At 70.2% G+C, this 25,358-nt stretch carries 20 protein-coding genes and 1 pseudogene; 13 read left to right on the forward strand and 8 right to left on the reverse strand.

The window, feature by feature from the left end:
- Window positions 1–127: 127 nt before the first annotated feature.
- Window positions 128–2,155 (forward strand): RICIN domain-containing protein, encoded by a 2,028-nt coding sequence (locus ACZ5VD_RS35405; RefSeq protein ID WP_468554654.1) that lies wholly within the window; start codon window positions 128–130, stop codon window positions 2,153–2,155.
- Between the two features lie 88 nt (window positions 2,156–2,243).
- Here ACZ5VD_RS35405 and ACZ5VD_RS35410 read toward each other — a convergent pair whose 3' ends face one another.
- From ACZ5VD_RS35410 to ACZ5VD_RS35430, 5 genes are all read right to left on the reverse strand, one after another.
- A complete protein-coding gene (locus ACZ5VD_RS35410) occupies window positions 2,244–2,693 on the reverse strand; it encodes a hypothetical protein (RefSeq protein WP_468554653.1) in 450 nt (149 codons plus the stop codon).
- A 131-nt stretch (window positions 2,694–2,824) separates the two neighbouring features.
- Window positions 2,825–3,994, reverse strand: coding sequence for a C40 family peptidase (locus ACZ5VD_RS35415; RefSeq protein ID WP_468684621.1), 1,170 nt, complete (start codon window positions 3,992–3,994; stop codon window positions 2,825–2,827).
- Between the two features lie 99 nt (window positions 3,995–4,093).
- A complete protein-coding gene (locus tag ACZ5VD_RS35420; protein WP_468684656.1) occupies window positions 4,094–4,576 on the reverse strand; it encodes an RNA polymerase sigma factor in 483 nt (160 codons plus the stop codon).
- Window positions 4,577–4,745: 169 nt separating this feature from the next.
- Window positions 4,746–5,411, reverse strand: a complete 666-nt coding sequence (locus ACZ5VD_RS35425; protein ID WP_468684625.1) for a M15 family metallopeptidase — start codon at window positions 5,409–5,411, stop codon at window positions 4,746–4,748.
- 168 nt (window positions 5,412–5,579) lie between these two features.
- The gene (locus tag ACZ5VD_RS35430; protein ID WP_468554650.1) at window positions 5,580–8,711 is read right to left on the reverse strand and encodes an AfsR/SARP family transcriptional regulator; all 3,132 of its coding nucleotides are present in this window, start codon (window positions 8,709–8,711) and stop codon (window positions 5,580–5,582) included.
- A 1,188-nt stretch (window positions 8,712–9,899) separates the two neighbouring features.
- Between ACZ5VD_RS35430 and ACZ5VD_RS35435 the strand changes: the two genes are divergently transcribed.
- The 10 genes from ACZ5VD_RS35435 (at window position 9,900) to ACZ5VD_RS35480 (ending at window position 22,350) form a co-directional block, all read left to right on the forward strand.
- Entirely contained in the window at window positions 9,900–11,135 is a 1,236-nt protein-coding gene (locus tag ACZ5VD_RS35435) for an epoxide hydrolase family protein (RefSeq protein ID WP_468684627.1), read from the forward strand.
- Between the two features lie 200 nt (window positions 11,136–11,335).
- Window positions 11,336–11,650 (forward strand): helix-turn-helix domain-containing protein, encoded by a 315-nt coding sequence (locus tag ACZ5VD_RS35440; RefSeq protein ID WP_468684629.1) that lies wholly within the window; start codon window positions 11,336–11,338, stop codon window positions 11,648–11,650.
- On the forward strand, window positions 11,647–13,284 hold the full coding sequence (locus ACZ5VD_RS35445) for a helix-turn-helix domain-containing protein (RefSeq protein ID WP_468684632.1): 1,638 nt from the start codon (window positions 11,647–11,649) through the stop codon (window positions 13,282–13,284). Before ACZ5VD_RS35440 ends, ACZ5VD_RS35445 begins: the two co-directional genes overlap by 4 nt.
- A 116-nt stretch (window positions 13,285–13,400) precedes the next feature.
- Window positions 13,401–13,976 carry a transcriptional regulator gene (locus tag ACZ5VD_RS35450; RefSeq protein WP_468684633.1) on the forward strand — a complete coding sequence of 192 codons (576 nt, stop codon included), beginning with the start codon at window positions 13,401–13,403 and terminating at the stop codon, window positions 13,974–13,976.
- Window positions 13,977–14,273: 297 nt separating this feature from the next.
- Window positions 14,274–14,921: a hypothetical protein gene (locus ACZ5VD_RS35455; RefSeq protein ID WP_468684658.1), complete on the forward strand. Its 648-nt coding sequence runs from the start codon at window positions 14,274–14,276 to the stop codon at window positions 14,919–14,921.
- A gap of 393 nt (window positions 14,922–15,314) precedes the next feature.
- A complete protein-coding gene (locus ACZ5VD_RS35460) occupies window positions 15,315–16,601 on the forward strand; it encodes an ABC transporter substrate-binding protein (protein WP_468684635.1) in 1,287 nt (428 codons plus the stop codon).
- Window positions 16,602–16,607: 6 nt separating this feature from the next.
- Window positions 16,608–17,513, forward strand: coding sequence for a carbohydrate ABC transporter permease (locus ACZ5VD_RS35465; protein ID WP_468554643.1), 906 nt, complete (start codon window positions 16,608–16,610; stop codon window positions 17,511–17,513).
- Window positions 17,513–18,448: a carbohydrate ABC transporter permease gene (locus ACZ5VD_RS35470; protein ID WP_468684636.1), complete on the forward strand. Its 936-nt coding sequence runs from the start codon at window positions 17,513–17,515 to the stop codon at window positions 18,446–18,448. Before ACZ5VD_RS35465 ends, ACZ5VD_RS35470 begins: the two co-directional genes overlap by 1 nt.
- Window positions 18,445–21,024 (forward strand): beta-galactosidase, encoded by a 2,580-nt coding sequence (locus tag ACZ5VD_RS35475; RefSeq protein ID WP_468684638.1) that lies wholly within the window; start codon window positions 18,445–18,447, stop codon window positions 21,022–21,024. The genes ACZ5VD_RS35470 and ACZ5VD_RS35475 overlap by 4 nt, the downstream gene beginning before the upstream one ends.
- 6 nt (window positions 21,025–21,030) lie before the next feature.
- A complete protein-coding gene (locus ACZ5VD_RS35480; RefSeq protein ID WP_468684639.1) occupies window positions 21,031–22,350 on the forward strand; it encodes an ROK family protein in 1,320 nt (439 codons plus the stop codon).
- On the opposite strand, the gene ACZ5VD_RS35485 is transcribed toward ACZ5VD_RS35480, so the two are convergent.
- Window positions 22,261–22,980, reverse strand: coding sequence for a DinB family protein (locus ACZ5VD_RS35485; RefSeq protein WP_468684641.1), 720 nt, complete (start codon window positions 22,978–22,980; stop codon window positions 22,261–22,263). The genes ACZ5VD_RS35480 and ACZ5VD_RS35485 overlap by 90 nt on opposite strands.
- A gap of 228 nt (window positions 22,981–23,208) precedes the next feature.
- A complete protein-coding gene (locus ACZ5VD_RS35490) occupies window positions 23,209–23,631 on the reverse strand; it encodes a Rid family hydrolase (RefSeq protein WP_468684642.1) in 423 nt (140 codons plus the stop codon).
- 109 nt (window positions 23,632–23,740) lie between these two features.
- On the opposite strand from ACZ5VD_RS35490, the gene ACZ5VD_RS35495 reads away from it, so the two are divergent.
- On the forward strand, window positions 23,741–24,253 hold the full coding sequence (locus tag ACZ5VD_RS35495; protein ID WP_468684643.1) for a MarR family winged helix-turn-helix transcriptional regulator: 513 nt from the start codon (window positions 23,741–23,743) through the stop codon (window positions 24,251–24,253).
- A 58-nt stretch (window positions 24,254–24,311) separates the two neighbouring features.
- Here the strand turns inward: ACZ5VD_RS35495 and ACZ5VD_RS35500 are convergent.
- A pseudogene (locus ACZ5VD_RS35500) lies at window positions 24,312–24,470 on the reverse strand (IS256 family transposase); the annotation flags it as partial.
- 231 nt (window positions 24,471–24,701) lie between these two features.
- Between ACZ5VD_RS35500 and ACZ5VD_RS35505 the strand changes: the two are divergent.
- Complete coding sequence (locus ACZ5VD_RS35505; protein ID WP_468554636.1) at window positions 24,702–25,352, forward strand: (2Fe-2S)-binding protein; 651 nt, start codon at window positions 24,702–24,704, stop codon at window positions 25,350–25,352.
- Window positions 25,353–25,358 lie beyond the last annotated feature (6 nt).

A 25,358-nucleotide genomic window follows, 5' to 3' on the forward strand; every position in this document is an offset into this window, starting at 1 on the left:
GCAGGCCCGCGACGCACCCGCACGCACGACTCCTCGGACGGCACGTACCCGTTCGAGGGCCGTCCCCCTCCCGCCCCGTGGCGGGAGGGGTCCGTACAGCTACCACCACCGCAGTTGGGAGCACACGATGGCACGCCGTACCCGCACCAGACGGTCCCTCGGGGGAGCCGCGCTGACCGCCCTGGCCACCGGGGCCGCCCTGCTCAGCGTCCCCGCACAGGCCGAGGCCGCCGCCGCCGTCACCGTGACGCCGGACCCGTCGTACAAGCAGGAGAAGTTCGAGGGCTGGGGCACCAGCCTGGTCTGGTTCGCCAACGCCACCGGGGACTACCCGCCGGCGGTCCGCGAGAAGCTCGCCAAGCTCCTCTTCGGCGACGACGGCCTGGCACTGAACATAGCCAGGTACAACATCGGCGGCGGCAACGCCCCCGACGTCAAGGACTACCTGCGCGCCGGCGGCGCCGTCGAGGGCTGGTGGAAGGCGCCCGCGGGCACCACCCGCGAGGACACCGACTGGTGGAGCGCCGACGACGCGGCCGACTGGAAGAAGAACGCCGACGCGACCCAGCGCTGGTGGGTGGACCGCATCAAGAAGGACATCACCCACTGGGAGACGTTCAGCAACTCCCCGCCCTGGTTCATGACCGAGAGCGGCTACGTCTCCGGCGGGTTCAACGCCAACACGGACCAGCTGAAGGCGGATTCGGTCGACGACTTCGCGGCCTACGTGGCGGGCGCGACGAAGCGGCTGGAGAAGGCCGAGGGCATCAAGGTCGACACCGTCGACCCGTTCAACGAGCCCAACACCGGCTACTGGAGCACCCGCCTCGGCGCGGACGGCGAGCCGGTCGGCGGCCGTCAGGAGGGCGCCCACATCGGCCCCGAACTCCAGCAGAAGGTCCTCGCCGCGCTCGCTCCCGAGCTGAAGAAGGCGAAGGTCAAGGCGGAGATCTCGGCGATGGACGAGACCAACCCGTCCATCTTCGCGAACAACTGGAACTCCTACTCGCAGGCGTCCAAGGACCTCGTCGACCAGATGAACGTCCACACCTACGGCACCGGGCAGCGCACCACGGTCCGGGACCTCGCCAAGGCCGCGGACAAGCCGCTGTGGATGAGCGAGGTCGAGGGCGACTGGGGCGACGGGCAGAGCTTCACCGACATGCGGCCCGGCCTCGGGCTGGCCCAGCAGATCGTCAACGACCTGCGTGAACTGGAGCCCCAGGCCTGGGTGTTCTGGCAGCCGGTCGAGGACTACGACAACATGAAGCCGGGTGGTGAGTCCGCGAAGGGCGGCAACTGGGGCAGCATCCAGCTCCCGTTCAGCTGCACCTCGGCGGACACCCTCAAGTCCTGCCCGATCTACACGAACACCAAGTTCGACACCGCGCGCAACTTCACGCACTTCATCAAGCCCGGCGACAAGCTGATCAAGACGGACGACACCTCCAGTGCCGCCGCCGTGACCGCGAACGGCAAGGGCGCCTCGCTCGTCCACGTCAACAGCACCACCGAGGCCCGCACGGTCACCCTCGACCTGTCCAAGTTCGGCAGTGTCAGCCGCAGTGCGACCGTGACGCCGGTCGTCACCGACGCCGCCGGCAAGCTGAAGAAGCAGGCGCCGATCAAGGTCAGGGACCGCGAGGCCACGTTCACCGTGCCCGCCCAGTCGGTGACCACCTTCGCCGTCAAGGGCGTGTCGGGCGTCGCGAAGGACGCCCCGCTGATCCGCAAGGGTCACACCTACACGCTGACCGGTGTGCAGAGCGGCAAGGCCGTCACCGTCGCCGCCAACGGCACCAGCCTGGTCATCGGCTCGGGCAACGGCAGCACCGCCCAGCAGTGGCAGCTGGACGCCCGGCACGGCAAGACCGGCGCCCGCCAGCAGTACGTCTTCAGTAACCCGGCCAAGGGCAAGCGCCTGGCCGTCCGGGACAACGTGCCGGTGGTCGAGCCCGACACCGGCAGGCGTGACGCGGCCACCGAGTGGTACATGTCGACCACCGGTGACGGCACGTGGACGCTGGTGAACAAGGCCACCGGCCGCCTCCTGGAGGTCGGCGGCCAGGCCACGAACGAGGGCGCGGCCGTCACCACATGGCAGGCCAACTCCGGCTCCAACCAGCGCTGGACGGTCACGGACGTGACCGACTAGGCGGCGCGGGACCAACAGAGGCCCCACGAACGGAGCTCTGCCGCACCGCCCAGCAGGCGGTGCGGCAGAGCTCTCGTCGTGTGTGGGCTCAGCCGGCGAAGACCCGGCCCTCCTTGATGACGAACTTCGTCGGCTCGGAGCAGCCGAGAGACGGGGTGCGCAGCAGGCTCACGGTGAGCGGGGCGGGCTCGGTGCTGGCCGTCGACAGCTCGCAGACGGCGCCCTTGCCGGTGAGCGGATACCAGAACCAGCCGTCCACGTCGCCCACGGTGACGAGGTCCGACTCCTTCCAGGCGCCCTTGACCTGCGTGTAGACCTGCAGCTCCACGGTGGCGGCGTAGTCGTCCTCCGCGGAACGCAGCGCGGTCAGGGTGATCTTGTAGTCGGTGCCGAGGACGGACGAGGCGATCTGCCGCGTCTGCTGCGCGGACGTGGTGGCATTCGAGGCACCGGTGCCGACGGCTCCGAGCGTGGCCGCCATCAGGACGGTGGCGGCTGCGGCGGTGGCGTAGCGGGTGCGCGTGCGGGCCAGACTCATGTGTTCCCCCGTTGGAACGAGTTGGGACAGAAGGTGCTGATTGGTTCGGTCGGTGTGGAAGACGCGTGTCACGGCTCAGAGGTTGTACGGCATCCGGGTGACAGATGCCGTACCGCCGAAGACGTGGCCGCTCAGCAGGTGGGGACGCCGGCCAGCCAGGCCGGGCCCTTGATGTAGATGTTGGTCAGCCAGGAGCCGTCGGTGAGCTTGGACCAGGCGTCGTTGGTGTAGCCCTCCGCCGTGACCTCCTGGGCGTGGGCCTGGCACACCACGTTGACCGTGGTCGGCTGGGCGAAGTAGGCGACCACGTCGGCGTCGACGTTCGGCTCGCTGTGCGTGCGCACGCCGGTGCCCCAGGTCTGGAACGCCTTGCTGTCGCCGGTCGGCGGCGGGACATTGCTGCCGCCGCAGTCCGGGATGCCGGGCAGCTCGGCCGGGCCCTTGATGTAGATGTTGGTCAGCCAGGAGCCGTCGGCCAGCTTCGACCAGATGTCGTTGGTGTAGCCCTCGGCGGTGACGGTCTCCGCGTGTTCCTGGCACTGGACCGACACCTGGGTCGGACCGGCGAAGGTGTCCACGACGGAGGCACGCACGCTCGGCGAGGAGTGGGTGTCGACGTCGGTGCCCCAGGTCTCGAACGTCGTACCGCCGTTCGCGGGCGGCGGAATCGGGGTGCCGGACCCGTTGATCCGGATCGCTCCCGCGTAGTCACCGCCGGTACGGACCGGCGTGACCCGGATGCGGGTGCCCGACTCGAACGCCTCGACCATCTGACCGTCGCCCAGGTACATGGCGACGTGATGGACGTTTCCGCTGCCCCAGAACATCAGGTCGCCCGGCAGCAGTGGTGCGGTGCCCTGGGCGGCGGAGAAGCGGGCCGAGGCCTGCGAGCTGTGGAACTGGTCGTCGGCCGTGCCGTTGATCAGGTCCTTGCCGGTCGCCCGGTAGTAGGCGTAGCGCACCAGGCCCGAGCAGTCGAAGCCCATGCGCTCGTTGTCGTGCAGGCTGTCCGGGTCCGAGCCGTCGTAGTAGCCGTAGGTGGCGCCCGGTGTGGCGCCGTGGCCGCCGCCCCAGCTGTACCAGACGCCGATCTGGGCGCAGGCCGCGGACACGGCGGCCTTCGCGGTGGCCGAGGCGCCCGGCGCGAGGACCCCGCACGAGGCGGCCTCCGACGCGGCGGCGCCCGGTGCGGCCTGGGCCGGTGTGGCCTGGGCCGGGGCGGAGAAGAACGCGGAGAGGGCCAGGACCAAGGCACCCAGGAGCGCGCCGCCGGTCCGGCGGCGCGTGCTGGTGATCTTCAAGGAACTCTTCCTTCGTCGACATGTCGTCACCGGCACTCCGGCGACGGCGGAGAGGAACAGACGTGTCGCACCCCACCCCCGTGGAGGTGCGACACGGGTCTAGTTGCCGAGCGCGGTGCGCATCTTGGCCAGGGCCCGCATGCGGTTGCGCTGGACGGTGCCGCGATGAGCGCCGAGCCGCTCGCCGGCCGTGTCGTGGCTGAGGCCCTCCAGATCCACGAGGATCACCGCGGCAGCCTCCTTGGCGGAGAGCACGCTCAGCAGCGCGAGCGCCGAGGCGGACGCCTCGTACGTGCCGAGCCCGCCGTCCCAGTCGGCCTCCGGCAGGCGGTCCGTGGTCCGCTCGCGGCGCCAGGGACGCACCCGGAGATCGCGGAGCAGGTTGGCGGCGACGGCACAGGTGTACGCGTACGGATGCTGCTGCCGTGTCAGGTTCTGGGACCGGGCCCGCCGTGAGAGGCGCAGATACGTCTCCTGGAGCAGGTCGTCGGCGTCGTGCGGATTGCCCGTCAGCGCCAGGAGCCGTCTCCGCAGCCGCGGCATGTCGGCCGTGAAGGACGCGTCGAACTCGCCCGGACTCATCCCGTCGTCGCCCTCTCGGGTCGGCGGCGGACAGGGCGCCTTGCTGGTCTCCACTTCTTTTCCCCCTCGGTCGGATGTGCTGCGTGCCGGCCGTGCTGTGCGTGCGGTGCCCAACGTGCGGTGTCGGACGGTGCCCCGCCGCTGCCGTGCCCTGCTTCGCTCCCGGTGGTCAGGCCGTCGAGCGGGGCCGGGCGGCGGGGCCGTAGCGGGCGGCCGGGACCCCACGCAGCAGGGCCCAGTACCGGTCACCGTAGGACCAGTGCCACCACTCGGTCGGGTAGTTGACGAAGCCGGTCGCGGTGAGAGCCCAGGCCATGAGAGTCCGGTTCTCGCGCGCCGCGGCGTCGATGCCGGGGGCCCCGGTGCGGCAGGCGCCGGCGCTCTCCTCCGGGGTCGCGTTGACCTCCGTACCCAGGGGCAGCTCCCTGCCGTCCTGGTCGCACAGTGTCAGGTCGACCGCCCCGCCGCTCACGTGCGGGGCGACCTCCGGCGGGGAGATGTAGGCGCTCGCCAGCTCCCGGATCCGCTCCGTCCCGGCGTCCGGGTGCGCCCGGCGCATCGTCGCCGCGTACTCCTCGAAATAGCGCCGCTGCAGGTCCGGCGGCCGGTACCCCTCCACCACCAGGAACCGGACACCGGCCGGCAGCAGGCGCTGCGCCTGGACCAGACGTCGCAGTGCGCCCGACCGCAGATGGGCGTAACTGCCGTCGTCGTCGGCCTGCCGGTGATCGAGCCGCAGAGGGCCGGTCCCGCGCAGATCGACCAGGGGCTCACCGCAGTCGTCCTCCGCGACCGCGGCGACCCGAGGGTCCGAGAGCGTGATGATGTCTGTCACGAGAACAGAGTCGCCGGGGCCGCTGCAAATGCTCTGCAGGTTGCCTGCAAGCAGTCGCCAGGGCGTCTGCAGCCGTCCCGAACCGGAGCGAACCGGCCCAGAACCGGTCTGGGCCGGTCGGCCCCGACCATCCGGTGACGTGCCTGTCTGCCTGCCGGTCGGTCGGGGCTATTCGGCGATGTCGGCCCGTTCCTGTGCCTCGCGGGAGCCCAACTCCCCGAAGACCACGAGCGCTTCGGCCCGAGCCGCCCGCGCCCGGACCCGGTCACCGTCCGCCGCCCACACCTGCGCCAGGTCCCAGGCCGTGCGGGCCCGCCACAGCGGCAGCCGCAGCGACTCCCAGCCCGCCAGCGCCCGCTCCAGCGGTTCCCGGGCGCGATCGGGGTCACCGGACGCCAGATGCCATTCGCCCAGGGTGCGCAGGACCAGTGCCTCGCCGAACCGGTCCTGGCGCTCGCGGGCCACCTCCAGACACCGGCCCAGACGCCCGGCAGCCTCCTCCAGCCGGCCCTGCCGCAGCTCCACCTTGGCCAGCGACTGCTCGGTGTACATCACCCCGAACGTGTCCTGGAGGTCGGTGAAGATCCGCAACGCGTCGTGCAGCAGCCGCGCGGCCTCCGTCGGCGCCCCCTCCGCGCGGTGGCACAGGGCCAGCGACCGCAGGGTGAGCGCCTCGCCGTGCCGGTCGGCCTCCGCCCGGTACAACTCCAACGCCCGCGTCAGGGCGTCCCGGGCCTGCGGTCCGCGCCCCTGTTCCCGGTGGACGTACCCGATGCCGTACAGCACACGGGCCCGGGCACCGCGGTCGTCCCCCGGCCTCTTCCGTTCACCCGGCCCCTCCCGTTCGTCCGGCCCGTACCGTTCGAGCGCCGCGTCGAGCAATTCCAACGCCTCGGTGTAGCGGGCCTGTTCGCGCCGGGCCGTGCCCATCCCCGCGAGCGCCACCGCCGCTCCCTGCGCCGGACCCCCGCGCTCCTCGAACAGCTGCAGGGCGTCGCCGAAGTAGGCGTACGACGCCTCGAACTCGTCCTGCTCGTATCGCAGTTGACCGAGACCGGTGAGGAGCCACGCCTCGCCCTCGCCGTCCTTGCTGCGGCGTACCGCCGCGATGGCCGCGGCGTGCGAGCGGGACCAGGCGTCGAACTGGTTGTACAGCGCGCCCGAACTCGCGATCAGCGCCCCCGCGAGATCGCGCGCGGGCCGGTCCATCCCGTGACCGGCGCAGTACTCCACGGCTGCCAGCAGACAGGCCTGTTCGGCGGCGAACCAGGCCGCGGGGCGCGCCAGCAGCGCCTCCTCGGTCTCCGTGTCGAGGTGGCGCACGGTCGCCGGCTCCGGGAAGTACCTGGCCGCGCCTCCCGGGCCGCGGGCGGCGGCCTTCTTGGCGAGCCCCAGCCAGCAGGCCACCAGGCGCACCACGGCAGCCTCGCGCTGTTCGGCGCTCTCCTCGGACAGGCAGCGCTCTCGGGCGTGTTCGCGGGCCAGGTCGTGGATGCGGTAGCGGCTGCGCCCGGTGTCGTCCACGCCGATCACGTCGATGAAGTGGCAGTCCACCAGCCGCTCCACCGCCTCCTCGGCCTCGTCGGTGTCGATGTCCAGCAGGGGCGCGGCGATCCAGCCCGCGAAGTCGGGAAGGTCGAGCAGGGCCAGTCGGCGCAGCGCCCGGCGCTCCTGCGGATGGAGGTCGGCGTACCCGAGTTCGAGACTGGTGCGCAACTCCAGGTCCCCGGCGCGCAGTTCGTTGAGCCGACGGCGTCCGTCCCGCAGCCGTCCCGCGAGTTGTCCCGGCACCCAGTGCGGGCGGGCGGCGAGCCGCGCTCCGGCGATGCGCACGGCCAGCGGCAGCCGTCCGCACAGCGAGACGATCTCGGCTGCCCGCTCCGGCTCGGCGCTCGTACGGTCCTCGCCGGCCACCCGCCGGAACAGTTCGAGCGCCTCCTTCTGGTCCGGCACGGCCAGGTCCAGGTGGGCGGCGCCTTCCAGGGCCACCAGCCTGCGGCGGCTGGTCACGAGCACCGCCGAACCGGGACCGGGCGGCAGGAGCGGGCGTACGTGTGCCTCCCCGGCTGCGTTGTCGAGGACCAGCAGGATGCGCCGGTGCCCGATGTGGGTGCGGTACAGCCCGGTCAGCTCCTCGACCGAGCCGGGCAGCGACTTGGGGTCGGCGCCCATGGCCCGCAGCAGCCGGGCGAGCGCGTCGGCGGGTTGCAGCGGAGCGGTGTCGGCGGCCCGCAGGTCCACGAACAGGCGGCCGTCCGGGAAGAGTTCGGCGGTGCGGTGACCGACGTGCACGGCGAGCGCGGTCTTGCCGGTTCCCGAGCGCCCGGAGATCACGCCGATCGGCGACGCGGTGCGGTCGGCGTCGTCGACCCCGCCCAACAGTGCGGTGGCCCAGTCGATCTGCCGCCTGCGGCCCACGAAGTCGGCGATGTCGGGCGGAAGATGGGAGGGGGCGGGAGCCGGAGCCGCAGAGGCCGTGGTCTCCGGTGCTTCGGGGGCCTTCGGGAACCCGGCCGCGTCCCGTCCCGCAGGCCGGGAGCCCGAGCCCAGCAGGGCGGCGTCGTTGGTGAGCACGGCCTTGTGCAGCGCCCGCAGTTCGGGGCCGGCGTCGATGCCCAGCTCGTCGCGCAGGGCCTCGCGCCCCTCCTGGTAGGTGCGCAGGGCGTCGGAGACCCTGCCTGTGCGGAACAGCGCGGTCATCAGCTGGCCGCGCGGCTGTTCCCGGAGCGGGTGCGCGGCCACGTGGGCGAGCAGGGGCGCGATCGTCCGGTCCGCGCGGCCGAGCGCCAGCTGCAGACCGAAGGACTCCTCCTGGGCGACGAGGCGCAACTCCGCCAGCCGCGACGCCTCGATCCGGGCGAACGACTGGCCGAGCCCTTCGAGAGCCTCCTGGCCCCGCCACAGCCCCAACGCCGTGGCCAGCAGCTCGGACGCCTCGTCGGGGCGGCCCTGCGCGGCCGAGGTCCGGCCCGCCGCGAGCAGCTGCTCGAAGCGGCGGGCGTCGATCTGGGACGGGTCGAGCTCGGCGAGATAGCCGGGCGGCCGGGTCCGGATCGCCTCGGCCCCGTCGACGCGGGCCAAGGCGCGGCGTACGGCGGAGACATGGGTGGCGACGAGCGCGCCGGCCGTCGCGGGAGCCTGCTCGTCCCAGACACAGTCCACGAGGCGCTCCGTGGAGAGCACCTGACCGAGGTGGACGACGAGTGCGGACAGCACGGCCAGGGGCCTGACCCCGCCGAGCGGGGCCCGGCGGTCCCCCTCCCACACCTCGACCGGACCGAGTAGACGTACCTCGAGCATCACTCCCCGATCGCCGTACCATTGCCGCCCCACAGGGCGCGACAACGATATCGGCGGACGCCGTCCGCGCAGGCCGGACGCCGGGCCACCTGGCCGGATCCGACCGGTGCCCCGAACGGGCCGCGTCCTCCCGAGGGCCGGGCAGCCCGGACAGGGGAGCGGTCTCTCCGGACGGGAGAGCGACCCCTGCGGATGGGCGACTCACCGCTCCAGCCCTCTCACGAGGGGCACTTGGCCGGAATCCACGGCGAGAGACGTCTGGCTCATCTGAGTGACGGCGGACGCGAGACGTTCGTATGACTTCCCCGGCCGGAAAAAATCTCGCGTGCATCGGACCTCATACGAACGCGCCGCTCAGAGCGTCAACGGCTCGAAAGTGCCCCTCCGTTTGATCCACGCCTCGGAAGCGGGCCGACGAAGCGCACCGACGCTGCACACCGGCCGGCCACGCACACGTCGGCCGTCCCCCTGCCGCCGTATCGGCACAGGCGGTACGGCGGGTTCGCCCGCACCGATGCGCGACCGCAGCGATCTGACCGTGTTCGCGTTCGCGTCCTCGTCGGACGGAGGGCTCCGCCCATCCACCACAGGTAACCCCGGCGGGCCGTGCCACGGCGCGATGCGTTCGTTCGCGTCGGACGTCCATGGCGTGGCCCACACCGACCCGCACGGCAACGGCATCAGCCGCGCCCCGTGCGTGACCAGGTTGTTCCTGACGGTCGGCCTGCCAGGGGCGGAGATACCACGCAAGCTTGGGTGCGGGAATCGAGCTGCGCGTCCAGGGGACGGCTGTGCGGTTGAGGCGCGCGTACCCGAGCGGACGTGCCCGCCGACCTACCTCGGCGCCGAGGCTCGCAGGCCGGGGTAGCTCGGCCGCACGACGTGTTCGCCGCAGGTGGGCCGTAGCGCGGCGAGTGGGTCACGATCGACCGGCTGTGAAACGCCACCAGGGGGGACACGGAAACGTCCTATCGTCAGAACCGTGGAGTGTCCGCGCCGGTGCCGAGGTGGTCGAGTCGCGGCGAAGGGAGCGCATCGGTCGCCCTGCCGCCTCGCCCCGCACCACCGGCAGCCACTCGCCGCGTCGCTGGCCGCACTCCGCGACACGGCCCGGCCCGGCCCTCAGCGCCCGACCCCCCCCCGACAGGCCGCCTGCACCGCCTCCTCCGCCCAGTAAGGAGCCATGTCATGGCCACCCTGCACACCTTCCCCCTGGAGCCCACCCCGATCCACGTGCCCGACGAGGTCCTCGACGACCTGCGCGCCCGTCTCGCCTCGACCCGTCCGCCGCTGGACGAAGGGAATGAGGACTGGTCCTACGGGGTCCCGGACAGCTATCTCCGTGAGCTCGTCGCCTACTGGAGGGACGGCTACGACTGGCGCAAGGCCGAGGCCGCCATCAACGTCCACGAGCACTACCAGGCGAGCGTCTCCGGTGTCCCGGTGCACTTCATGCGCAGGCCCGGCCGTGGCCCTCGCGCGATCCCGTTGATCCTCACCCACGGCTGGCCGTGGACGTTCTGGCACTGGTCGAAGGTGATCGACCCGCTCGCCGACCCGGCCGCGTTCGGCGGTGACCCCGCCGACGCGTTCGACGTCATCGTGCCGTCCCTGCCGGGATTCGGATTCCCCGGCCCCCTCACCGGCTTCCCGGACGTCAACTTCTGGAAGGTCTCCGACCTCTGGCACACCCTGATGACCGAGACCCTGGGGTACGAGAAGTACGCCGCCGGGGGCTGCGACATCGGTGGGATCGTCACCAGCCAGCTCGGCCACAAGTACGCCGACGAGCTGTACGGCATCCACATCGGCTCCGGGCTGCCGCTCGACTTCTTCAACGGCCCCCGCGCCTGGGACTTCGCCCGGAATCGGCCCCTCACCGACGACCAGCCCGCCGACGTCCGCGCCCGCATCATCGAGCTGGACCACCGTTTGGCGTCCCACCTCTCCGTGCACATGCTCGACGGTGCCACCCTGGCCCACGGGCTGAGCGACTCACCCGCCGGACTGCTCGCCTGGCTGCTGGAGCGCTGGAACGCCTGGAGTGACAACGGCGGGGACGTCGAGTCCGTCTTCACCAAGGACGACCTGCTCACCCACGCCACGATCTACTGGGTGAACAACTCCATCGCCACGTCGATGCGTTACTACGCCAACGCCAACCGCTACCCCTGGGCCCCCGCCCACGACCGCACCCCGGTCGTGCAGGCCCCGGTCGGCCTCACCTTCGTCACGTACGAGAACCCGCCCGGCATCCACAGCGCCGACGAGCGCGTCCGGGCGTTCCGGACCGGCCCGCAGGCCGATTGGTTCCACCACGTCAACGTCAACGCCCATGACCACGGCGGCCACTTCATCCCCTGGGAGAACCCCGACGCCTGGGTGAGCGACCTGCGCCGCACCTTCCACGGCCGCAGGCCCTGAACGACCCTGCGGGCTCGTCCGGCAACGGGCCGGGGAGCCGGTCTTCCAGCTCGAAGCTCCTTCGGCAAAGGCCGCAGGTGACCGTTCGACGGCGGGGTGGTGGGGGTGCTCGGGTTCCGGAGTCTCGGGTACGTGGGTGAGCCGCGCGGGCCATGCGGTATGCGCATGAAAGATGTGAATGAGGTGGTAACTTCGCCACCATGGGTATGAGCCTCGATGAGCGAGCGCGGTCTGCCGTGGCCGCGCTCCTGCACGCGACCGGCGAGTCACAGGCCGAGCTCGCCGCCGTCCTGGGAGTGAGCCAGACCCAGGTGAGCCGCCGTCAGACCGGTGAAGCCGCATGGAGCCTGGCCGCCTGCGACGCGGTGGCCGCGCACTACGGCATCGATGCGCTCGACCTCCTGGCGGGCCCCACCCGGGCGACGGAGTCGCTGCCGACGCAACGCCGACGCGTTCCCGGCCGCCATGCCCAGGGCGCGCTTCCTGCGGCCGTGCGGGACGGGGGTGTGCGATGACGGACTTCGACGCGATCGACGCCCTGCTCGCCGGCGCCAAACAGGAGGCCCCGCTCCCGCCCGTCGAAGAGCGGCGCGCCCTTCGGGAAGGGCTGAACCTCTCCCGGGCCCAGCTCGCGAGGGCCCTGGGCGTCGGCCCGTCGACGGTCGGGGGCTGGGAGTCAGGACGGGACCCGAGCGGCGAAGTCCGCGAGAAGTACGCCTACTTCCTCGAAGGAGCACGCACCAAGCTGACCGCCCCCGAGGCCGATGAGGAACCGGCCGAAGAGCTGTCGGCCCAGGAGCTCCCGGACGACTCCCCGACGACTGCCGGACCGGCCGGGTACCAGGACGACGTCGAAGCCCTCGCCAAGCCCCAGCCCTGCGTACTGTGCGGGCGGCCCGCAGGTCACCAGGTCGCTGGATTCCCGCAGCACCTGGACCCCGCCGACTGCGGCATGCCCGAACCCGTGCAATCGACCGAGCCCGTGCGGTCGGCTGTGCCCGTGCGGTCGGCTGTGCCGGACCCGGACCCGGACCCGCAGTCGCAGTCGCCCGGGCGTGGGCAGGAGCCTCCGTCTCGGCAGCAGTCAAGGCGTCCGGCATTCTCGGGCGGACAGGGCCGTGGAGCGGGCGGGGTCAAGGTCGTGCCCGCGGGTCGTCGACTGCAGACCGCGGACGCCACCCCGGACCTGATCGGCTCCGCCGTCGCCGCCGCACTCGCCCAGCACGCCGGCGATGTGGAGACGGCGACCGCCGCGTTGGTCAAGCGGGCGATCCCGGACGCGATGGCGCTGCTGGACGCCACCCGCAAGGGCGGCCGGTACGACATCGTCGCCCACCCGTGGCTTCCCGACATCCTGCGCAAGCAGACCTCCCGCGGCGCCGACCAGGTCTGGGAGGCCCGCCCCAAGTGGACCCGCCCCGAACTGCCGTCCGGCCGGCACGAGGTGACCGCCCTCGACATCAACGGCGCCTACCTGTCCGCCCTCAAGACCCACCTCCCGCTGGGCCAGTTGGAGCACTCCACCGGGGATCACCATGACCGGCGCCGCGCCGGCGTGCACCTGATCACCCCGTCCGCTTGGGAACACGACGACTACTTGCCGAACCCGATCGGCAGCCGGGACGAGCCGGGCCCGCTGTGGGTGACCGAACCGACCCTGCGGTTGCTGCTGCGTGTGGCCGGTCCGAAGTACGGCCTGTGCGACCCGCCGGAGATTCACGAGTCCTGGACCTCCGGAGCCACGGAGGGGCTGTTGGAGAAGTTCCGCGTAGCTCTGAAGGACGCCCGGGACCAGGCGATCGCCACCGACGACGAGGTGACGCTGGAGTACGTGAAGGCCATGTACGCGAAGTTCGTCTCGACGCTGGGGGAGTCGAACTACAACCGGGAGTTGTACCGCACCGACTGGATGCACCTGATCCGCTCCCAGGCCTTCGCGAACCTGTGGTGGAAGGCTCACCGCGCCTATGACGAGGGACTGATGGTCGTCCGCGCGATGGGCACCGACGAACTGCACGTCATCGGCGACTGGCATGCGGTGTTCCCGGAGGGGCGAGGCGTAGCCGAAGTGAAGGTCAAGGACGTCTATCCGATCGGTGCCGAACCGGATACCGGACCTCGGGAAAAGGAAACCGATTCACCCTCATAACCGGAAATGGAATGGGTACCGGAACACATTCGGCCTGCCGCATCCTGTATTCTTGACTTGCCTTGCGATAGAGGCTGTTGAAGGTCAGTCAGTTACCGACTACATGAGGAGATGAGGTGCCGGAGAGGAATATCGAATTCGGTATGCACGGGGCTCGTGGCATCAAGGGGCATGAGGCCGTGGCCCGCCAGCTCGATGCGCTCGCCGGCTTTGTCGCCACGCCGATCACGGCACGGCGTGGCCTGCAGGCGCGGCTCCACTACCTCACCCGCACCGACCACGCCCGCCAGGCGGCCCGCGGGGCCGGCCTCACGGTCACCGACCGGACGCTGAAGGCGTGGCTGGACGGCAGGCGCAGTCCCTCGAAGAAGAACCTGCAGAACATCGAGCAGGCCTACCGCACCCTGCGCCGACGCAATGTCGCCCGCCACCTGCTCTCCCGCCTCAACCGTGAAGGCCGCGGTACCCGCGTGGAGTTCCATCCCCTCAACCAGTCCCAGGTCGACCGGCCCCGTCAACGCGCGGTCGAATACCGCACGCTGAACGTCCGTCGCTGGGACCGTATCGTCGAGTCGTGGGCGAATGACGACAACGAGGCCCTGGACGACACCTGGGTCAGCGAGGTGGTGGCGGACCTCGGCTCTCAATGGGGTCAGTACGAATACGTCACCAACATCGGCTTCGCCGCCTGACGAATGAACGCGTTCGGCCGTGTTCGGCTGAACATGCTGGTCGGCACTGTCAACGGCTGCGGCTCAGCCACTGTTCGTACCAGGACCGGAGATCCGGCCCTGGACACCAGTGCCTGACCGCAGCCGAAGTCGTCTGTGCGGGCTGGTTGACGAACCGCTCGGGCGAGTGCGGGAACGATCCGGTACGGGTGAATTCGACGGACCGGCCCGAAGGCGTCATGATCCACAGTCGTGACGCCTCCTGTGCAGCATCTGGTCCGGGCCGCCGCCCGCAACAACGCCGAGTGGTGCGCGGCGATGAGCCGGTCGCACGGCTTGGTGGGGGAGTTCGGGGCGGAAGCCTGGGCCGCGGCGTCGCGTACGCCGCCCTACTACCCCGACGCGGTGACGCTGGTGCCGGGTGCCGACCCGGCCGCGCTGGAAGCCCGGATCGACACCGCCGCACCCGGCGCCTCCGTCAAGGACAGCTTCGCCGACCTCGACCTGGCGGAGGCCGGCTTCCGCGTGTTGTTCGAGGCACAGTGGATCCATCGCCCGGCGAGCGCGCCCGTGCCCGCGTCGCCCCTCGTCCTGGACGCGGCGGGCGACGCGGACCACCTGCGTGTCTGGGCGACGGCCTGGGATGACGGGGGCGGCAACGCGCATCTCTTCCGGCCCGAACTGCTCGACGACCCAGCCACGTTCGTCCTCGCCGGACAGTCGGCCGACGGACGAGTGGTCGCCGGCGCGGTGGCGAGCCGCAGCGACCAGGTGGTCGGAGTCTCCAATGTCTTCGCGCTGGACGACGGCCTTGACGGGGTCTGGTCGGCCGTACTGGACGCGCTGAACCGGCTGTTCCCCACCTTGCCCGTGGTCGGCTACGAGCAGGGCGACAACCTGGCGACAGCGATCCGCCACGGCTTCGAGCCGGTCGGCCCGCTACGGATCTGGCTGCACGACCGGTAACCCGTCCGCACCGCCCGTCGGCGCCCTGCCATTCCGGCGACAGGCAGGTATCCGTGCCAGTTACGCCCCGGTGAAGGGCCGTACACGAACCGGTCGGTGGCGCCGCACGGCGACGGTGGCTCAGGGCATCACCCCGGCGTTCCGGCCGAGAACGTCGTCGGCGGTGGGCTTCTCGCGATTCCCGAGCCCGTGCCCCCACCTGCGGGGACAACGGAGATGTCCGCTCTGCGGCGCGTGCAACGAGGGCGGCGGCTGAAACCCGTGGGAAACAAGGTCTTGTCCCTGACTTAAAACGAGGGTTAGTTTAACCGCCATTCGAAGCCCGGACCGATCGTCGGGCGACTCCAGGGCATGTGCTGCTTCCGTGTGCATGCTTCAAGGAAGGGCACTGCCATGACGCTGGACAGAGCGCAGTTTTCTCGTCGGGGTTTTCTCGGGCTGGGAGTCGCGGCGGGCGTCATCACGCTCACGGCGTGCGGCTCCGGTTCGGGTTCGGGTGACGACCCGCTGGTGATGACGGTGTGGGGTGGCGAGACCGACCGGGCCACCTACCAGAAGCGCATCGACCTGCTGGTGAAGAAGTACCCGGAGCTGAAGGTGAAGCTCCAGCTGATCCCGTCGGACTCGTACCCGCAGAAGGTGCAGACGATGATCGCGGGCGGCAAGGGCCCGGACATCATGCAGGTCGCGGAGAGCGTCAACGTCTACTCGAGCAAGAACCAGCTGCTGCCGCTCGACGACCTCGCCAAGAGCGCCGGGCTGGACCTGACGCAGCGGTTCGGGACGATCGGGTCGCTCTACTCGTACGAGGACAAGGTCTACGCGATCCCGGACCGTTCCGGCGCGATGATCGTGTACTACAACAAGACACTGTTCGACGCGAAGGGCATCAAGGCGCCCACGGCCGAGTGGACTTGGGACGACGCCCTCGACGCGTTCAAGGAGCTGACGGAGAAGGGCAAGACCTGGGGCTATGGCGGCGCCGGCTGGTGGCCCCAGTGGTGGAGCATGGCGTACCAGAACGGTGGCGCGATCATCGACGCCAACGGGAGGCCGACGGCGGACAGCGACGAGGTCGTCGAGGCGCTGCAGTGGGTCGGTGACCTGACCTTCAAGCACGGTGTGGTGCCGACGAAGGCGCAGTACGCCGACATGGGCACGGACGTCGGCGGTGACCAGGCCTTCGCGGCCGGCACGGTCGCGGTCAACGCCACCGGGTTCTGGGCCATCGCCGGCCAGGCGCAGTCCAAGTTCGAGTGGGACATCGCGCCGATGTGGCGCGGCGAGAAGCAGGCCGTGGCCTCCTTCGGCAGCGGCCTCGCCATCTCGCGCACCGCGAAGAATCGGGAGAACGCCTTCAAGGCGATCGACTTCCTCACCTCGCCCGCGGCCCAGCAGCAGATCATCGCCGCCGCCGAGGACGTACCGGCCAACCTCGAAGTGCAGAAGAGCGAGGCGTTCCTCAAGCCGGCGTGGATGAAGTCGGACGTGAACATGGGCGTGTTCGCCGAGTCCAGCGAGTTCCTCTTCAAGGCGCCGTTCATCCCCGAGTGGAACGAGATGCTCGCCGCGATCGACACCGCGACCGCCGACTTCTGGCTCGGCAAGGAGAAGAGCGCCAAGACCGCGCTCACCGCGCTCCAGAAGAACCTTGAGTCCATCATCAAGTCCGCGGGATGACCGGCCATGGCCCTGTCGAAACGACGGCGCCGTGAGGCGCTCTGGTTCTACGTGTTCGTCTCGCCGTGGGTGATCGGCTTCCTCGTGTTCCTGCTCGGGCCGATGATCTCGTCGATCTACCTCTCGATGACGGACTGGGACTCCTTCACCCCCGCCAAGTGGGTCGGACTGGACAACTACGTCACGCTGTTGACCGAGGACCCCGTGTTCTGGAAGGCACTCGGGAACACCTTCCACTACGCGGCGATATCCGTCCCGCTCGGCCTGCTGGTCGGGCTGTGGCTGGCCAACCTGCTCAACAAGCAGGTCAGGGCCCGCAAGTTGTTCCGCACCCTGATCTACCTGCCGACGCTGGTTCCCCTGGTCGCCGCGTCGATGGCGTTCCGGGTGGTGCTCGCCCCCTCCGGGCCGCTCAACGACATGCTCGGGTGGGTCGGCATCTCCGGGCCGCAGTGGCTGCTTGACCCGAGCTGGGTGAAGTACGCGCTGGTCCTGCTGTCGGTGTGGAGCGCAGGCAGCGCCACCGTCCTGCTGCTCGCGGCCATGAAGGGCATCCCGCGGGAGCTGTACGAGGCCGCCGAGATCGACGGCGCCGGACCGGTACGGCAGTTCTGGAGCATCACGGTTCCACAGCTGACCCCGGTGATCTTCTTCAACCTGGTGATGGGGCTGATCGCGGCGTTCCAGATCTTCTCCCAGGTGTACATCCTCACCCCGAAGGCGACCCAGCCCGGCACCTACAACGCGAGCCAGACGACGGTGCCCTACCTGTTCGACCAGGCCTTCTCCTACTACCACATGGGCTACGCGTCGGCGATCTCCTGGCTGCTGTTCGCCGTGATCCTGGTGTTCACCCTGGTGGCCTTCCGCACCACCCGCCGCTGGGTGTTCTACGAGACCGAGGTGAAGTGATGGCGACCGTGGTATGCACCGCCGCGCCGCAGCAGGAAGGCCAGAGGGACCGGAAGGACCAGCGGCGGGACGGGCGTGCGCCCCGCGTCCTGGGAGTGTTCCGGGCGACACCGTTCACCTACGCGACCCTGATCATCGTCTCGGCGATTCTCTCGACACCGCTGGTGTTCGCCATATCGATCGCGCTGGCGAGCGATCACACGGTGACCACCAACTCGTTCAGCATCTTCCCGCACGAGTTCGAGTGGCAGAACTTCACCAAGGTGTTCGGCTCGGACCTGCCGATGGGCCGGTTCCTGATCAACTCGCTGATCATCTCGGTCGGTTCGGTCATCGGCCAGATGGTGTCGAGCGGCCTGGTCGGCTACGCCTTCGCCCGTCTGCGGGCGCCCGGCAAGAACGCCCTGTTCCTCGTCGTCATCATGACGATGATGATCCCGGCGCAGATCACGATGATTCCGCAGTTCATCCTGTTCAAGGACCTGGGCTGGGTGAACACCTATCTGCCGCTGATCGTGCCGAACTTCTTCTCGAACGCCTTCAACGTCTTCCTGGTACGACAGTTCGTGTCCCGGCTGCCCAACCAGCTCGACGAGGCGGCCATGGTGGACGGTCTGGGGTTCTTCGGCATCTACCGGCGCATCATGCTCCCGATGCTGTGGCCCGTGCTGATCGCGATCGGCATCTTCACGCTGACGTTCAGCTGGGGCGACTTCATGGGGCCGCTGATCTACCTCAACGACGAGTCGCAGATGCCGCTCGCGCTGGGCGTGCAGTACATCACCACGACGGCGGTGGCGGGTCAGCCGCCACCGTGGAACCTGGTGATGGTCGGCTCGATCCTGCTCACCCTGCCGATGATCGCCGTCTACTACCTCGGCCAGCGGTACCTGTACGAAATGGACATCAGCGGCGGAAGCGCGGGGGTCAAGTGAGTCGTCCGACAGTCCTGAACAACAGCATCGCGCTCGACGCCCGGGGCATCCGGACCGAGGGCGGCCCCCGCGTCGTGCTCTGCGCGTCCCTGTTCTACTTCCGGCTCCCGCGGGAGCAGTGGCGCGCCAGGCTCGAACAGGTGCGGGCCTCCGGATACACCTGCGTGGACGTCTACCTGCCGTGGAACTTCCACGAGCGCGCACCCGGCCGCTGGTCCTTCGAGGGCAGACACGATGTCGCCGCCTTCCTGGACCTCGCGCAGGAGACCGGTCTGTACGTCATCGCGCGGCCGGGCCCGTACATCTGCTCCGAGTGGGACGGCGGCGCGCTGCCCGCCTGGCTGGGCCTGGACCCGCAGTTGAGGGTTCGTCAGCACGAGCCGCGCTTCCTCGACCGGGTCACCGCCTGGTTCGACCAGGTGCTGCCCCTCCTCGCCGAGCGGCAGTACCCGGACGGCGGCCCCGTCATCATGGTGCAGTTGGAGAACGAGCTGGACTTCTTCGACTGCGAGGACCGCACCGGCTACCTGACCGCCCTGCGCGACCAGGCGCTGCGCCACGGCATCTCCGTACCGCTGATCGCCTGCGCCGGACAGGGCGACATCGAAGGAGCCACCGGCGACGTCCCCGGCGTCGTACCGGCGTGCAACTTCTACCCGGACGACGACTCCCCGGACATCGAGCCCGAAGTGCGGCGCTACGCCGAGCTGTTGGCGCGGCGCGACCTGCCGCTGCTGATCACCGAGACCAACCGCCGTCACCGGACGCTGCGGCGGATGCTGGCGAGCGGCGCCTCACTGATCGCGCCCTATCTCCAGTCCTCCGGATGGAACTTCGGGTACACGCCGTCCACAGGGAACTGGGGCAGCCCCGGCAACTTCATGAGCCACGGCTACGACTTCGGCGGATACGTCTCCTCCACCGGCGCCGAACGCCCCGAGTTCACCGAGGCCCAGGTCCTCGCACGCGTCATCGACACCCTGGGGCCGAGGCTGGCGCAAGCCACCACGACCGTGCCCCGCACACCGGTGACCGCCGACTTCCCGACCAGCTCGTCACCCTCGGCCCTGGACCTCGACGAAGGCGGCCGGCTCATCGCCGTACCCCACCTCGGCACGGCACCGGGCACGGCGGTGGTGAACGGCGTCCCGGTCGCCGTCGCCACGGACTCCTGCCCCCTGATGCTGGTCGACGTACCGCTGCGGTCCTGGGGTGTCGAGGCGACGCTCACCCTGGCGTCCGCGGATCTCGTCGCGGCGTCGGACGGCGTGCTGACGTTCTCCTCCGACGTGCCGGTCACCGTCGTCCTGGACGGAACCCGGGTCGAGATCCCGGCCCCGAAGCCGGGGGTGCCCGAGTGGACGACGACCGGGGGAGCGACGCTCGTCGCCCTGGTGCCGGCGGACGCCGCTCGCCTGCGGGCGACGGACCGCGACGGCACGGTGCACCTGAGCGACGCGCCGCCCCGGCAGGACGCGCCGTCGCCCACCGCCGTAGGAACCGTAGGGCGGCGGTCGGCCGCCGCGCCCGAGGAGCCGGCGGGCACCCACGAACTGCCGCCGACTCTGGAGTCGCTCGGTGTGTACCGGGGGCGCGGAACCTACCGGACCACGGCGGATCTGACAGGTGTCGACGAGTTGCTGCTCGTGGGCGCGGCCGACATCGTCGACCTGTCGATCGGGAACCGGGTCCATCCCACGATCGCCGGATTCGGCGCGGCCCAGCGGATCGACGTCCAGGAAGCGACCGGCCGCGTCGCCGTCGAGGCCGTCGTGGAGATCTGGGGGCACGCGAACTTCGACGACGCGCGCCTGCCGGCCCTCCGGCTCGGCGCGCTGCGCGGACTCGGCTCGCTGTGGACGGTTCGGGACGTGACAGACGTGTCCGCCCTGTGGACGGTGCACGGTCAGTGGGCCGGCCTGCCGACGCCGCTCCGCGGGCTCGGCGGCTGGAGCAGCACCCGCGTCGGCCTCCCCGTCACCTACACGCGTGAGATCGGGTCGACCACCGCGTCGGCGCTGCATCTGCCGGGTGTGGTCGAGCCGCTGCGCGTGAGCGTCGACAACGGCGAACCGCGCACCGTCCACGCCGAGGACCCCTGGGTCCTGCTGCCGGCCGGAACCCATCAGATCTCGGTCACGATGCCGCACCACCCCAGCGGCACCGGCCTCCGCGCCGAACTGCTCGGCCTCGACCCGGTGACGGACTGGTCCTGCGCCGTACAGGACGACGACCTGCTGACCGGGTTCGCCGCAGGCTCAGGCCCCGTCCACGGCGTCCCGCTGCCGCTGGCCCTTCGACCGGGGGAGGAGACGTGGCTCGACGTCGAACTCCCGCCGTCCGACGACGGCTTCGTGGTACGCCTGGACGGATCGCAGATCCGCGTCACGGGATGGGCCGGCGGGGAGTGCGTGGGCCGCATCTGGGTCGGCGACCGGCCGTCCTTCTCGGGCGGAGATTCGAACACACTATGGGTGCCGTCGGGATGGTCCGGGCTGACGCTGCTGGTGAGGGGAATTGCCGGGCCGAGTGATCCGGAACTCCGTACGCTGTGGCTGGAGACTCCGAACGGCTGAGGGGGAATGGTGGCGCGGCACACGGCCCGGGATCTGCGCAGCGAGAACCGCTTCGAGGTTCTGCACGCTTTGTTCGAACTCGGGCCGTCCACCCGTCAGGAACTCGCCCGGCACACCGGACTCAGTCCCGCCACGGTGGCGACGCTGGTCACCGAGTTCCTGTCCGAAGGCGTACTGCGCATCGCCATGGTGGAACGCAACACCGGCGGACGGCCGCAGGAGCGGCTCACCATCAACCCCGACCGCGGCCGCATCGTCGGCGTCGACGTGGCCGAGACCTACGTCGACGCCACGGTGTACGACCTCGCGCTCGGCGGGCTCGGCCACGGCGAGGTCGCGCTCGACGAGCACGAGAACGACCCGGCCTACGTCGTCGACGGCATCGTCCGCGCCATCGAGTCGGCCGTCGACGACGGCGGAACCGCGCGCGAGCGCATCATCGGCGTCGGTGTCAGCATGCCGGGGCACGTCCATCCCGGCGCCGGCGTCTCGGTCTTCGCACCCAACTGGGACTGGCACGACGTGCACGTCGAGGACATGCTGGAGAAGACCCTCCCGGTCCCCGTCTACGTCGACAATCCGCTCAAGGCGATCGTCCTGTCCGAGATGTGGTTCGGTGTCGGAAGGACGGTGGACAGCATGGCCGTCGTCAACCTCGGCACCGGCGTCGGCGCCGGCCTCGCCATCGAGGGCTCACTGATCCGCGGCACCACCAACAACGCCGGCGAATGGGGCCACACACTCCTCCAGTTGGACGGCAGGCCGTGCCGCTGCGGCCGGCGCGGCTGCGTCGAGGCGTATCTCGGCGCGCCCGGCCTGCGGACGACGCTCGCCGAGATCGATCCCGGACACCCCGCGCTGCGACTCTCACGGCAGCGCGACTTCGTCGAGGCGGTCGCCCAAGGCCTCACCACGGGCGACCCGGCACTGACCAGCCTGGCCCTGCGCACCTCGCGCTACCTCGCCGCGGCCCTCGGTGACCTGGTCAACCTGCTCAACATCCCCTACGTCACCCTCACCGGCTGGACCTCCGAGGCCCTGGCCGAATGGCTCGTACCCGCCGTACGCGAGGAACTCGCCCACCACGTCCTGCCCGGCTCCCTGCCCGGCCTCACCGTCGAGCCGTCCCAAGTCCCGGGCAACGCCGTGGCCCTCGGCATGGCGGCCTTCACCCTGCAACAGTTCCTCACCCGACTCGGCCTGGCCAGCCCGGCCACGACGCGACCACGTCCGGACCTATCCGCCCGTCGCGAACCGGTTCCGCCACAGGTCGCGGAGGAGGGCGATCTCGGCCATGTGGTGGATGAATTCGAGGTTGGCTCCTGACAGTACGGCGACGTAGGGGTCGTCAGGGGCGGAACTGTAGGGGTACTGGGAGAAGCCGACCGTGTCGAGCTGTTCGTCGGTGAGGGTGCCGACACTGTCGCGCCAGCGGTCGATCAGTGTCCAGAACCGTTCGAGTGCCACGGCGGCGGAGGGCGTGAAGTCGACCAGCAGTTTCGGCTCCTGCCGTCGTTCGCCGAAGGTCCACTCCCAGCCGCCCGCGAAGTGGAAGTGCAGGTGGGACAGCCGCCACGCGATGGTCGTGACCGGTGTTTCGTCAGGCTCCGGCTCGCCGGTGTGGGCGAGGACCTGTTCGACGCGCTCGACGCTCACACTCCAGTCGTCGGCGATCTTGGTGACGGTCATGCCGTCGGCGGCCTGCCGGGCGACCTCGGCGTACTCGTTGGCCGGGATGTCCGGGGCGCCCAGGTCGAGCACCCACTCGCCCGGCCCGAAAGCCCGCGGCGTCCTCGCCTCGCTGCGGCGCCGAACTGACCAGCAACCGGGCACCGGCTCCCACAGGTACTCCTCGTCGCTGAGTCCGGTCAGCCGCACCTGGGCCATCTCCCTGGCCTGGTCGAACAGATCGAGGAGCAGGCCCAGACGGTCGGTGCGTGTGCCTTGTGTCCCCATGCCCGGCTCCCCCTGCGGTCGCGTCACGTGCCCCACTGCGCTCAGGCGGAAGCTAACGGCTCACTCCGCGGAGCGCCACCGATTTCCTTCACCCACGAAGCGGAGGGGCGACACCCCTCGCGTCACGGCACTCGTCGAGGTCGTGCTCGGCCTCCCCGGCTGCGGGAGGCCGACCAGGTCGGGCGGCTGAACGGGCGCTGCTCCCCGACGTGTTCGCCGGAGTGCGGGTCAGTCGCCGTGGCCGACGACGGCGGTGACCCGGATCTCGACGCGCATCTTCGGGGCACCGAGCGCCGGCACGCCGGTCTGGGTCCAGATGGGCGCGCGGTCGCCCATGTGCCGGCGGAGCTGCTCCACCATGACGCGGTTGTGGACCTCGCCGATGAATTCGGCGGATTCGGGGATGTGGTACGAGTTCATGGCGATGACGTCACGCCAGGTGGCGCCGGCCGACGCCAGGGTCCGCTCGACGTTCTCGAAGGCCTGGATGATCTCGGCTTCGAGGTCCTCGGGGAAGTGCCAGTGCTCGTCCCACCCTCCCTGGCCCGAGGTCTCGACGCGGTCGCCGATGCGAACCGCCTGGTTGTAGTGCAGGTCGGCGAGCAGTGTCTCGCCGTATCCGGGCGTGACGAAGAACTCCGGTCGACTCATGGTGTCCATTCCTCAAGGTTGACTTCACGCGCGTTCACTTCACGCATGAAGTGAACGTAGCAGGGTTTACTTCAAGCGTGAAGTCGTGGTCGTTCGGTAAAGTGCCGTCATGGCCACCCCCGCGAACCCGAACCCCGGCGAGGGCGTCGCTGCGGACGCCTCCGCCGACGCGCTGTGGCTGACCGCGGACGAGAAGGAAGCCTGGACCGGGTTGGTCTCGCTGGTCCTGCTGCTACCGGGCCGGCTGGAGTCGCCGCTCCAGCAAGGAGCCGGTCTGACCCTCTTCGAGTACCTGGTCCTCAGTCATATCTCGGAGGCACCGGAGCGCCGCCTGCGGATGAGCGACCTGGCCTACCTCGCCAACGGCTCCCTCTCGCGCCTGTCCAACGTCGTCAAGCGGTTCGAGCAGCGGGGCTGGGTGGAACGTTCGCCCGACCCCGACGACGGCCGGTACACCGTCGCCGCGCTCACCGACGCCGGCTACGACGTGGTCGTCGTCGCCGCGCCTGCCCATGTGCGCTCCGTGCGGCAGTTCGTACTCGATCCGCTCACCGCCGCCGACCAGCAGGCGCTGGCCCGCATCGCCGCCAAGCTGCGGATACGGCCGGTCGACCTGGCCTAGCAGGCCTCGGCCTGGAGTGGGTGTGTCAACTCGGCGGCTGATCCTCGTTGTTGAGGTGTCAGTTGTCGCTCGGGAGCAGTCGGCCTTCGAAGGCGATCAGGAAGACGTTCAGGGGCGCCTTCCAGCGTATGGTCCACCTCCTGCGGCCCTTACCGGTCGGGTCCAGACTCACCGGCGCCATGCGGACGCACTTCGTGGCGCGCGCCATCGGCGGGAAGAGCCGCCCCGCTGCTTGCCCCATACACCCACACCGCAACTTCACCACGGCTCGGCCCTTGGGGGGAGAAAAGTCTCCCTGCCACGGGTGTCACTGGCGATGCCAGACTGCCGGGCATGACCGACCGAGGCGCTGATTCGCACGGTTGTCCAGGTCCTGCGGCGACGACGGTCCCGCTCCTGCCGTGCCGCTGTGCGCGGTGTGATCCGTCCGCGATGCGAAGGCTTAGCCATGTCCACTGAAGTCCCCGAGTCTGCCGTTCCACCTCCCGCCGGAGCCGGCGAGCCCTCGTCGGCCCCCAGCCGGCGCACCTTCATCGCCACCACTGGCGCGGTCGGTGGTGCCGTCGTTGTGGGAGGTGTGATCGGGGGGACACATGTTTTCGGCCCGGAGGAGGCGGCCGCCGCCGATACGCCGCCCTCCAGCCGCGTGTCCCTGACGGTGAACGGCACCCGGCGGACGGTGACGGTCGACAACCGCACCTCGCTGCTGGATCTGCTGCGCGAGCACTTCGAGCTGACCGGTTCGAAGAAGGGCTGTAACGCCGGGGCCTGCGGGGCGTGCACGGTCCTGGTCGACGGGCAGCGGGTGAACTCCTGTCTGACGTTGACGGTGCGGCTGGAGGGCGTCGAGGTCACCACCATCGAGGGTCTGGCCAAGGGTGACCGGCTGCACCCGCTGCAGCAGGCGTTCATCGACGAGGACGCCTTCCAGTGCGGCTACTGCACCCCCGGTCAGATCCTCTCCGGTGTCGGCTGCGTTCAGGAGGGCCACACCGGTTCGGCGGAGGAGATCCGGGAGTGGATGAGCGGCAACATCTGCCGGTGCGGGTGCTACGTGAAGATCGTGCGCGCGGTCGAGCAGACCGCCGACCGGAAGTAAGGAACC

The sequence above is a fragment of the Streptomyces sp. NPDC032822 genome (assembly GCF_055578825.1).